We start from the raw sequence: 10,614 nt of genomic DNA on the forward strand, positions 1-10,614 counted from the left end.
TTTGCAGGAGATTCAACGCTTTTTAATTCTTTCGCTACCACCTCAAAATCAAATAAGTCTTTAAATTTGCGATATTGATGCTTTGGACTAACTAATTGATTTAAACTTACCATTGTAATTTTATGCGCTGAAGACATTTGAAAACCTCGTTCTTTTGAGATTTATTATAACAAAAATTACCTCATCTCGCAACGGTCCCTAATGATACTTCAAGTTTCTTCACTAAAATATCAAATTCTTCGTAACTAATGCCAAATAATCTTAAAATGCCATATATGAAGTAGTTTTGTGTTGAAATAAACTCCATATATACCTTCCGTCTTGAAAGAATCAAGACCTCTTTCTATCATTAGGCGATATATTCTCACTTACGCAACAGGTCTAGTTTATTTTGAAGGCTCTAAATTTGCAGCTCTTGAATAACGCACGCATCACTAACAAAAAACAGTTCTAACTGTTAACAGTATCATACATAAGAAGGTTTTGTGTAAAAATATTGTTAATATGCAAAATATTCCAGCGGATTAACTGAGCGATTATTTTTCGCATGACGAATCGCCAGATGTAGTTGAGGAGAGGTGACTATTCCGGTAGCGCCAAGCTTACCAATCACTTCACCACTTCTCACTACTTGGCCTTTATTTACCTCAATTTTATCTAAATGCGCGTAGGCGACGCACAGCCCATTTGGAGCTTCTAATACTAGCATATTACCAAAAGTAGAGTCGTTACCAACATACACTATCTTTCCGTCGCAGATCGCAACAACATTTGAACCTTTGGGAGCTTGTATATTTACACCATTATTCTTCTTCCCCCTTTCGTCTATTTGTTGGAATCCAACGAGAATTTTTCCACCCTCTACTGGCTTAATAAAGGATGCATGCACGCTGTGTTCGCTAGCTTCTTGCTCGTAGTTTGGAAGATGGGTATTAGCGCTTCTGCGTGAAGCAGCTTGACTATTTAACTCGCCTTGAGAGCCAGTCCCTAATGCAGAATTTTGCTCACCACTATACTCATATTGCTTAGGATGTTGGGGTTCAGGACGCATAGCACTCTCAAGATGCATAGAATGTTGGCTAGAAGTTACGTTTGTATTGGCAGCTTGGCGCGAACCATCCACTCCGTTAGAATCGTATACTGGTTTTGCGTTGTTCGATTGTATTAATTCATCCGAAACATATAGCTTAAGTAACTGCCCTGGGCGAATCTTGCGTCCTCCAGTTTCTGATTCTATATCGTTTATCTGAGCAATCTCCTGGCTACTCACCTGGTATTTACTAGCTAAGCTTTCCAGCGTCTCGCCCTCCCCTACCTCATGATAAATTATTTTTTTATCAGTTTGTGGTGGCAGATGCTTTGTGGGTGATGCATTAGACCCATTGCGAAGCTGCGCGCCTGATGACAGCTGTTGTGCTGTTCCTGATTCAAAATCTTCGCCTGCAGCATAACGCTGAGTGCTCTGCGCTTTGTATGGTCCTTGCGCTTGTGCCAGAGCCCGAGCTTCATGAGTGAGCTTGGAAGATGGGTTATTATCTTTTACTTTGGTGGAATTAACGCTAGCAGTACCAACTGCATTAACAGCATTAGCGCTAGCAACATTAGTCTTGGTGGAGGAAATATTCTTGTTACGCTTTAATTCATCGGAAAGCATTTTATCTAACTGCTCTAACGAATTCTCTTTTGAGTTTTGTTGTTTCTGGCGAACGCCCCCTACTCTTCGCTCTTGATCATTTAAACCTTCAGCGCCGCTTACCGCCGCTTCCAAAGCATCACTTTGCGCATACTCCTCACTACCTCGGGTCTGGCCACTTCGCCCTCTAAACTGCTCTATTCTTTCAGTATTATTTACAGGAAGTATTTGATGTAGGTCTTGAGCAAAATCTTGCTCATCGTATTCGCGTTCTGTATGTTGTTTATATTGACGTGATTTATGAGTAATAACATGGTTAGCACCATTTTCATCTGCATAATATTCAATAGGAGCAGGTTCTTGATTTGCGCATCCTTGACACAAGACTGCTACAAGAGCCAGTAGTAGAACGAGCATAATTTAACAAAATGTTATGATGGCAGTGTTGAAAAAAAGTTATGCATGGATGGTGGGTTTGAGAAGACTTGAACTTCCGACCTCACGCTTATCAGGCGTGTGCTCTAACCAGCTGAGCTACAAACCCCAGGCAAATGCTCTATCAAAGACAAGAAAAGCCCTGAGAACAGAATTGAATTTTAATTGAAATTATAAACAGAAGAGCATTGCACAGCAAATGCAACGCCAAAATTATAGCATATGTTATTACAAGAAGCAAGTATTGGAATGATAAAAAAACAAAATAATTATTATTGCAATAGCAAAAGTTAGTGATTCTCTCGTAGCAGATTATTAATTTCTACCTTACTCCTTGTCTTTGCATCAGCGCGCTTTACTATCACGGCGCAATATAGGTTGTTATATGAACCAGACACAACCACCGCATTTGCTGGCACCACGCCATAAGATATCGCTCCAGTTTCCCGGTCTAAAATTTTAGTAGACGAGCTTAAAAAAACACCCATGCCTATTACTGCGCCACTTTCTACTATCATCCCTTCCGCTACTTCCGACCTAGCCCCAATAAAGCAATTATCCTCTATAATCACCGGCCTAGCACCAACTGGCTCGAGCACTCCACCTATGCCTGTGCCACCAGAAATATGGCAGTTTTCTCCTATTTGCGCGCAAGAACCGATAGTAGACCAGGTGTCTATCATGCTTCCCGCCCCAACATAAGCGCCAATATTCACGAAGGAAGGCATAAACACAGTGTTTGCGCCGATATATGAACCGTTACGCATTATTGAACCCATTACTATTCTAATGTTATGCTGTTGCAGATAGTGTAGGTGTTGTTGGTTAGAATATGAAAAGCGCAGTGGAATTTTATCTCTATACACCCCAAAGGTGTGCGATGGATTATGCATACAAGATATCTGGCAATCTTTGATAAAAAAATAGAGCAAGATTGCGCGCTGCACTTCTTTGCAAACTTCCCAACCGTTGGTTGGATGTTTTGTAGCGGGTCTGCACCTACCATAATTTAGCTCCTCTATTATCCATTCTAGTAGTTCTTGCAGCACTATATCTTGCTTGAGAGCTGGTAGATCCCCACCCTCTAGATATCTATCCCAAAAAACATTTATTTGTTCTAGATCTTTGATTTCATTATAGCTTTGCATACATTTGGTATTGTTTAATTTATTTTGTTTTATCAATTCTATTATTTCTATTATTTAGAATTTTGCATAACGCTAAATTCCCTTTGCGCGAGGCGTTTGTTAAGTAGCTCTAGCATAATTGGAGTAATATCTAGCTTATGGTCTGCAAAGAGGGTTTGATTTTTTGGTAAGACAACCATTATACCATTTTCTTTAGCAAATTTTTCTATCAATTCCATTAATACTATATGAATTTTTCGCAAGGAATCAGATTGTATTTTTTCTAGATTAGAGCGTTTATTTTTGATAATTTCATATGCAGCATTTAACTTGGCATTGAATTGAGATAAGTTACTATCTAAATCATTCGGTGCATTCTGATGTTTTTTCATCATATCCGCTTCTAATTGCTTTAGCTGATTCTCATGATATTTAATATCACTCCTAATTTGTTCAATTAATTTACGAGATTGTGATTGTATCTTTTGGTTTGATAGAGCCTTGTTCAACACTAACTGTATATCTATTACTGCTATTGTTTGATAGCTAACGCGAGACTCTCGCGCCTGAGACTGAGAACGACGAACATTAGAAGAAGATGCAGCGCTTGCATTCTCATCCTGCATCATAAAAACATCAGGGAACGGATCCGATTGTGCATTCAAATATTCAGTGGCGCTAGCGTAACAATGAGTAATGCGTGCGTTTATTAATAGCAATATGACAGAAAAAACAGTAATGCGCATACTTCAGGATAGTGTAAATTGATATCTGTTAATAAATTAAGACTCTAATCATAAATCAATTATTTTATTTGAAGGTTATTCTAAATATATTTAGTTATTAGATTTAATTCTATTTTTATTTATATTAAAAGGTATTCAATCTACGCACAATCTCTTCTGGCGTTAGCAGTCTTAGCAAATCTTTCAACTCAGGACCTGTTGCAAGATTAGTAAGCGCAAGCCTTAGGGGTAAAAAGAGTGCTGGGCCTTTGCGATCAGGAAAATGCTCTTTAATGCTCTCTATCCATGCAGACCATACCTCATCTATCCCTTGCGTTTCTTGTCTTATCTTAGAGAAGAGTATAGCGGCTTGATTTAAGAAGATTTTATCTTCTTGAGAATTGTTAGTAACTCTATTATTGTAAAATACATCAAGATCTAACACTGCGCGCCACAATTCTAACTCTAATAAGGATTGCAGATTATTTTTCACCACATTCCAGATTGCAGGAGTAACAAAACCAAACCCCTCTTCTTGTAATCTTGGCTCGATATCTGCAAAAGATGAACTTAGTAGAAGTTTATGATTCACTCTTTCTAATTCTTCAGGGGAATAAATGGTAGAGCTTTTTGAAAATTTTGTGATATCAAAATCCTCAGCCAAATCGCGTAGATTTAAATATGGTTTTACATTTTTCGAAGAACCAATGAGCGCAAAAAAACTATTAATGGCCATAGGTTCCAGCCCAACAGTACTGCGCAAAGATTCTATTTCAAACCCACCAATGCGTTTTGATATCTTATCTTCTTTTGACTTAACTAAACTCAAGTGGGCAAATATTGGCGCGGGTGCGTTAAGCGCCTGAAACATCTGAATTTGCATTGCAGTGTTAGTAACATGGTCTTCTCCTCTAATGATATGAGAAATATTATAGTCTACATCATCTATAACAGAGCAAAGCATATAGGTCATACTACCGTCACTACGCACCACTATAGGGTCGGACAAATCAGAGCCATCGTAATGGATCGATCCTTTAATCATATCATTCCACTGAATTTGCTCATGCTGCAGCAAAAACCTATAATGCGGCCTTCTACCTTCTAATAAATACTGCTCTTTCTTTTCTTGGCTGAGTTGCAGAGCTGATCTATCGTATATCGGTGGTAAATTTTGAGTCAAGCGCATCTTTCTTTTTAACTCCAGCTCCTCTGGCGTTTCAAAGCATTCATATAACCTGCCTTTTTCTAATAACTCATGAATAACTTGATGATATTGAGCAATTCTTTGAGATTGATAAAAAATATCATCCCATACTAAACCCAGCCAGCGTAAATCTTTTGCTATAGCATGTTTATATTGTTCTTTGCTACGCTCAAGATCTGTGTCATCAAAACGCAAAATGAAAGTGCCGTTCATAGACTTGGCAAAAAGCCAGTTGATTAATGCGCTACGAGCATTGCCAATATGTAGCATGCCAGTGGGGGATGGGGCAAAGCGTGTGATAACTTTGTTGGTTGATATAGGAAGCATATAGAAAATGAATTACAAATGAATTAAAAGTATTTTGTTACATTACGCATATATTAATTTTTCACTACTTCTAATTTTGCAGAATTGCACAAAATACTTGAACAAAATTATTTTTTTCTTTTTAATTAGATAAGCAAAGATAATTTTAACGCTTTTTGTTAGTGATAACAAGGTGAAATTAAGTGATTTGTGAATTTTGATAAATATTGATAATAAGTGGTAATTAAAAATTATGTCGACACAACAAGAATTTACAACAAAAACATGCATTGTGGGCTCAGGGCCCGCCGGCCTTAGTGCCGCTATTTATGCTGCGAGGGCGGCGTTAGACCCGATTGTTGTAGCTGGATCTATGTATGGAGGGCAGCTGATGATTACCACGAATGTGGAAAATTATCCAGGCTTTGCATCGCCTATACAAGGGCCTTGGTTAATGGAGCAGATGATGCAACAGGCAAAAAATGTTGGGGCACAGATATTGCAAGATGATGCTGTAGAGATAGATTATTCTACTTCACCTTTTGTTGTAAAAACCTCTAATAAAACTGTCATAACCACCCAAACGCTCATCATTAGCACTGGCGCGAGCGCTAAATGGTTAGGGCTTGACTCGGAAGCAGAATATCGGGGCTTTGGAGTGTCTGGTTGCGCCACATGCGACGCGTTTTTCTTTAAAAACAAAGAAGTGGTAGTAGTTGGAGGAGGGAATACCGCGGCAGAAGAAGCGCTGCATCTTGCTCATCACGCAAGCAAAGTAACTTTAATACATAGAAGAAATGCTTTGCGCGCTGAAAAAATCTTGCAGCAAAGAGTTTTTGCCAATCCTAAGATAGAAGTGATATGGAATAGTGTAGTTGAGGAGATCTTAGGTCAGAGCCAACCCAAGAGTGTTACTGGTATACGTTTAAAAGATATGGATGGCAAGGTGACGGATTTAAAATGCGATGGAGTGTTTGTTGCTATAGGTTATGCACCTAATACATCCTTATTTTTAAATTCTAAAAATAATCCATCTATTGCATTAGATAAATTTGGATATATCATTACGGCTCCTGATTCTACGGCCACTAATATACCAGGCGTGTTTGCTGCTGGTGACGTGCAAGATAGAGTGTTTCGCCAAGCTGTTACTGCTGCCGCTACCGGTTGCATGGCCGCTTTGGAAGTGGAGCGTTTTTTAGGTTGATTAGAGTAAATTATTTTTTGATTTATTTTTCTGTTTATTGATTCTGGATGTATTTTATTTTTATGTATTTTTAACACTAATGAGAATTATAAAATGCGCGTTATTGTTTTTGTTTTGCATAATAACGCTACTATCCTTTGGAGCGTTAGGGCGCGATGACTATTTGAGCATAAATAGCAAGGTGAGAGAGCATTTAGAGAGTAGTTTTTTTAATGCTACTTTTGCTTTAGCTAACTCCGATAAAATTTTTAACTGCGGCGCATCTGGTATCGCCTCTTTGGATGGGCGTCAGCTGAGATTTAACCAAGTGATGCCAACTTCTGGTTTTCTAGATGTGCTCTTAGCCACTTCAGTTTTATTACTAGAGCAGCGTGGTGATTTAAAGCTGTATAACCCCATTAAGGTTTATTTTAATAAATCTGATAGAGAGGAGATACAGGCTATGCCGCCTTGGGTTTTAGACTTCTCAATTAGTGATTTATTGCTACATAATACAGGGCTATCTGAACTTGAAGATGTTACCCTGGAACAAATAAAAAATCCCTCGTCTCTCTTTACATCTCCGCCAAAAAGTAAGAGGTATGTTTTTTCTCAGAGAAATAATGTTTTGTTGATGTTGTTGATAGAAGAAGTGAGTGGCAAAACATTTAACGAGTTTTGTTTTGATAACATCCTGCGCCCACTCGAATTAGAAAATACAAATTTTTTGAATGGGGAAGAAGTAGTGAGGTTCATGCATAACAAAGACAAACCTGGTGGCGAATACCCGATAAGATATTATGTGACCGATTTTCATAAGAGAAAGGCGTCATTTACGCCAGTAAAGCTTCATGAAGTATTAAAATCTAATTATCAAGGTTTTGTCACCTCTACTGTTACTGATATGATAAATTTTTATAGAGGCATTGAAGCCCTGAAAGTGCTAAACAAACAGCAATACAAAAAAATGTTAAGAGGGCAGTTTGTGATAGATGAATCAACTAATTTGTATAAGACATATGGGGCTTTTGCGCATGTCGTAAATGGTAAGTTAAAAGCTATATATAACTCTAGAGTGACGCCTGGTCAAACAGATTTTGTGGGTTATGTAGTAGATAATAGGTTATATTGTTCAGTTATTAGTAATGCTAGCGCTTTGCAGAGTGATATGCAAAATAATATAGTGATGAATTTTATACAAAATGTTACCAAGGACTAAAATAAATTATTAGTGTTTACGATGAGATTATTTTGTAGATTATTCTATATATTTCGGTAAAAGATGAATGTAATCGCCCTTGACACTGTCAAAAAACAATGTTACCATGGTGGAATAAATTTTGCTTTATGAGGCTTTATGTTTGCAGTATTAAGTATAGGCGGAAAACAGTATAAAGTTAGTCCGGAGGACGTAATTACCGTTCAGAGAATTGCGGGAAAAGCTCAAGATAATGTGGTATTGTCTGATATTTTGATGTTTGGATCTCAAACTAAGCCTTTGTTTATTGGCACTCCAACTATTAAAGGGGTAGAGGTGAGGGCTGTGATTCTCGAGCAATTTAAGGACCAAAAAGTTCTCGTTTTCAAAAAAAGACGTAGGCAAAACTCAAGAAGAAAGAACGGCCATCGACAAAATCTCACAAGACTGAAGATTCTTGAGATTATTAGTGCATAGCTAGCGCACTTGCATGGGCTGTGTCCTCTGTGTTTTGCGGGCGATCCGCATTGCCTAAGAACTTGTATGAGAGATAACATCTTGGGTCGTTTAAATGTTCTAGGAATTAAGCATAATTTTTATGCACAAGTATGATTGTGTTTATCGAGCTATGATGAAAAATACTTGATGCTTGATGTTTTTTTGTTGTCGGTGTTCTTATTGTTGTTTATTGGAAGCGTCTGGAACTTCACTAACTGAACGTTTCGTTGGACATTACTTTGTTAGTAAGAAATTCAGAGTGGATGTATCTCCTGCTTATGTACGTCTCTTACTTTGTTAACGAGTAACACAAGGTGGGCATATCTCCTGCGCAGGTCGCGAGGTGTATATCGCAAAAGTACGATAATAGCATTGGCCTAAGGCCAAGATAGCGCGGTTCAAAGTGGTTGCGATACTCGTTTTATGGTTTATTTGCATATTTTTCTATGCTTTTGTCGAAGATTTTTTAATAAATATACTTTTTTTAGAGGTTAATTTAGCATGGCAACCAAAAAAGCTGGTGGTAGTTCACGTAATGGTAGAGACTCCGCTGGCAGAAGATTAGGCCCTAAAAAGTCAGATGGGCAAAAAGTTATACCTGGTAATATTATTATGCGTCAGCGCGGCACCAAGTTTTTTCCAGGAAAGAATGTTGGTATTGGCAAAGATCACACTCTGTTTGCGCTGGTTGAGGGTAACGTGAGGTTTTATCAGAATAAACGTAAATCTTTTATCGCAGTAATTCCCCAATCGACGCTTGTTGCAAACTAGTTGGCGTGTCGCACTTACACCTCTGCTTTTTAGAGCGATCTTCTTTATTTGTTGATGGTATTTTTTATAGTTTTTTGCAGCTTAAACCTGATAACGGAGGGAGCTTTGTAGTGCAGCACCTTAGTACCAGACACATAGTTGCTTAAGCTTTGAATTTAAAGGATTGTTAGACATAATAGATCTGAGGAAAAAATCAAAAATTTCGATGAATTTTGATTGCATTAATATTTTTCTTAAAAAAGTAGGTCCATATGAAAATATAGAAAATAACCTACGATTATGATTTTTAATTTTAATTGGTTTTACTAAATTTTTTATTACCCCAAATTTTACGGTAAATACAAATCCAATTGTTAAAACTGCAAGCAATTTTGCTAATCTTTCAAGATCTTTGATGTGAGTATCTTCCATATTAAAACCTTGCGTTTTCAATAGACCTCTTTCCTAACTCTACTCCTGATGGCAACTGCTTCGTCACCGTCGATGCTCGAGTCCTCACGTACCTTAGTATGGCCGTGGCTCTGTGCTTCGTATGCTCCTCGCATTTACTTATCATGAGCGAGTTTCGAAAGAGGTCTATTAAAAACCCAAGTTGTTGTCGATAAGAAGATGAAACAAGTAATATGCACTGCTTTTGCAAATGGTAAGCGGCATGATTTTAGGCTATTCAAAGAGTCGAGAACAAAGATAAATCCTTCTATAAAAGCTATTACTGACACTGGATATCAAGCATACAAAAGCTGCATAGCAAGTCTGAATTACCAAGAAAGAAGACTAAGAAAAACCCGTTAACAAAAGAGGATAAAGAGAAGAATCAAGAGCTTGCAAGCGAAAGGGCGGTAAATGAAAATGTTATCGGTATGCTCAAACGATTTAAAATCATATCTGACAAATATAGAAACAGACGAAAAAGGTTTGGCCTCAGATTCAATTTGATTGCAGCTATTTATAACATGGAGCTAGTATAAATGAGTTTCGAAAGAGGTCTATTATTTATTTGTAAGAAATTCAATCCATTCCTGGTCAAAAAATTCTCTATCCCCCAAAATCGCCTCTATTTTTCCAATCCCAAAACATTTGATAAATTTGCTGACCAGCTCTATACGGTCTGAAGCTTTCGAGTTGCCACCCTTATTATCTAGCATCTTAAAAAAGATCGGAATTGCTATGTTTTCATATGAAATCGCTAGATATAATACTTTGTTTGCCAAACTCCCAATTTGTCCGATCTATTACTAACAAATATTTGTCTAAGAACCAGTCACGCAAAACATTTAACTAACCTATTCAGCAGACCTCTTGCGTAAGTATATAGAATTGGAAATTACTTACAGGGAGGGGTTGATATTTTTTATAAAGCGTGTATAGAACTTGATTTTTAACCAACAAGAGACTACACACAATGATAAGATACAGTAAAATTGCTAAACATCCAAGAGTTTTTTTAAGATTATTTGGCATGGAGCTAGAAAAGTTTGAAATAATAATAAAGAAGCTAGAAAAAATCTGGGATAAAAGAGTCGTAGGC

Annotated in this window: 12 protein-coding genes, 1 tRNA gene and 1 pseudogene; 5 read left to right on the top strand and 9 right to left on the bottom strand. The window is 37.5% G+C overall.

The features are described 5' to 3' along the window. Nucleotides 1-181: 181 nt before the first annotated feature. The 6 genes from Sarmat_RS07110 to gltX form a co-directional block, all read right to left on the bottom strand. A complete protein-coding gene (locus tag Sarmat_RS07110) occupies nucleotides 182-307 on the bottom strand; it encodes a hypothetical protein (protein WP_279611756.1) in 126 nt (41 codons plus the stop codon). Between the two features lie 192 nt (nucleotides 308-499). After that, nucleotides 500-2,050, bottom strand: a complete 1,551-nt coding sequence (locus Sarmat_RS04615) for a peptidoglycan DD-metalloendopeptidase family protein (RefSeq protein ID WP_202149646.1) — start codon at nucleotides 2,048-2,050, stop codon at nucleotides 500-502. Nucleotides 2,051-2,100: 50 nt separating this feature from the next. Continuing rightward, nucleotides 2,101-2,177, bottom strand: a tRNA-Ile gene (locus Sarmat_RS04620). 181 nt (nucleotides 2,178-2,358) lie between these two features. Beyond that, nucleotides 2,359-3,216: a 2,3,4,5-tetrahydropyridine-2,6-dicarboxylate N-succinyltransferase gene (locus Sarmat_RS04625; RefSeq protein WP_202149647.1), complete on the bottom strand. Its 858-nt coding sequence runs from the start codon at nucleotides 3,214-3,216 to the stop codon at nucleotides 2,359-2,361. Between the two features lie 50 nt (nucleotides 3,217-3,266). After that, nucleotides 3,267-3,941 carry an OmpH/Skp family outer membrane protein gene (locus Sarmat_RS04630; protein ID WP_202149648.1) on the bottom strand — a complete coding sequence of 225 codons (675 nt, stop codon included), beginning with the start codon at nucleotides 3,939-3,941 and terminating at the stop codon, nucleotides 3,267-3,269. A gap of 124 nt (nucleotides 3,942-4,065) precedes the next feature. Further along, nucleotides 4,066-5,454: a glutamate--tRNA ligase gene (gltX, locus tag Sarmat_RS04635; RefSeq protein WP_202149649.1), complete on the bottom strand. Its 1,389-nt coding sequence runs from the start codon at nucleotides 5,452-5,454 to the stop codon at nucleotides 4,066-4,068. 232 nt (nucleotides 5,455-5,686) lie between these two features. Here gltX and trxB point away from each other — a divergent pair, with 232 nt between their 5' ends. The 4 genes from trxB to rpmA all read left to right on the top strand — a co-directional run bounded on the left by trxB (nucleotide 5,687) and on the right by rpmA (nucleotide 9,086). Continuing rightward, complete coding sequence (gene trxB, locus Sarmat_RS04640) at nucleotides 5,687-6,640, top strand: thioredoxin-disulfide reductase (protein WP_202149650.1); 954 nt, start codon at nucleotides 5,687-5,689, stop codon at nucleotides 6,638-6,640. Nucleotides 6,641-6,749: 109 nt separating this feature from the next. Continuing rightward, nucleotides 6,750-7,838, top strand: coding sequence for a serine hydrolase (locus tag Sarmat_RS04645; RefSeq protein ID WP_202149651.1), 1,089 nt, complete (start codon nucleotides 6,750-6,752; stop codon nucleotides 7,836-7,838). A gap of 138 nt (nucleotides 7,839-7,976) precedes the next feature. Continuing rightward, nucleotides 7,977-8,294: a 50S ribosomal protein L21 gene (gene rplU, locus Sarmat_RS04650; protein WP_202149652.1), complete on the top strand. Its 318-nt coding sequence runs from the start codon at nucleotides 7,977-7,979 to the stop codon at nucleotides 8,292-8,294. 522 nt (nucleotides 8,295-8,816) lie between these two features. After that, on the top strand, nucleotides 8,817-9,086 hold the full coding sequence (gene rpmA / locus Sarmat_RS04655) for a 50S ribosomal protein L27 (RefSeq protein ID WP_202149653.1): 270 nt from the start codon (nucleotides 8,817-8,819) through the stop codon (nucleotides 9,084-9,086). 120 nt (nucleotides 9,087-9,206) lie between these two features. Here the strand turns inward: rpmA and Sarmat_RS04660 are convergent, their stop codons facing one another. After that, the gene (locus Sarmat_RS04660) at nucleotides 9,207-9,518 is read right to left on the bottom strand and encodes a hypothetical protein (protein ID WP_202149654.1); all 312 of its coding nucleotides are present in this window, start codon (nucleotides 9,516-9,518) and stop codon (nucleotides 9,207-9,209) included. Then, nucleotides 9,499-9,642 (bottom strand): hypothetical protein, encoded by a 144-nt coding sequence (locus Sarmat_RS04665; protein ID WP_202149655.1) that lies wholly within the window; start codon nucleotides 9,640-9,642, stop codon nucleotides 9,499-9,501. Before Sarmat_RS04665 ends, Sarmat_RS04660 begins: the two co-directional genes overlap by 20 nt. 11 nt (nucleotides 9,643-9,653) lie before the next feature. On the opposite strand from Sarmat_RS04665, the pseudogene Sarmat_RS04670 reads away from it, so the two are divergent. Then, nucleotides 9,654-10,054, top strand: a pseudogene (locus tag Sarmat_RS04670) (transposase); the annotation flags it as partial. 21 nt (nucleotides 10,055-10,075) lie between these two features. On the opposite strand, the gene Sarmat_RS04675 reads toward Sarmat_RS04670, so the two are convergent. Further along, on the bottom strand, nucleotides 10,076-10,297 hold the full coding sequence (locus Sarmat_RS04675) for a hypothetical protein (protein ID WP_202149656.1): 222 nt from the start codon (nucleotides 10,295-10,297) through the stop codon (nucleotides 10,076-10,078). Nucleotides 10,298-10,614: the final 317 nt, after the last annotated feature.

The organism is Candidatus Sarmatiella mevalonica (assembly GCF_016751895.1).
GTDB classification, from domain to species: Bacteria; Pseudomonadota; Alphaproteobacteria; order Rickettsiales; family Rickettsiaceae; genus Sarmatiella; species Sarmatiella mevalonica.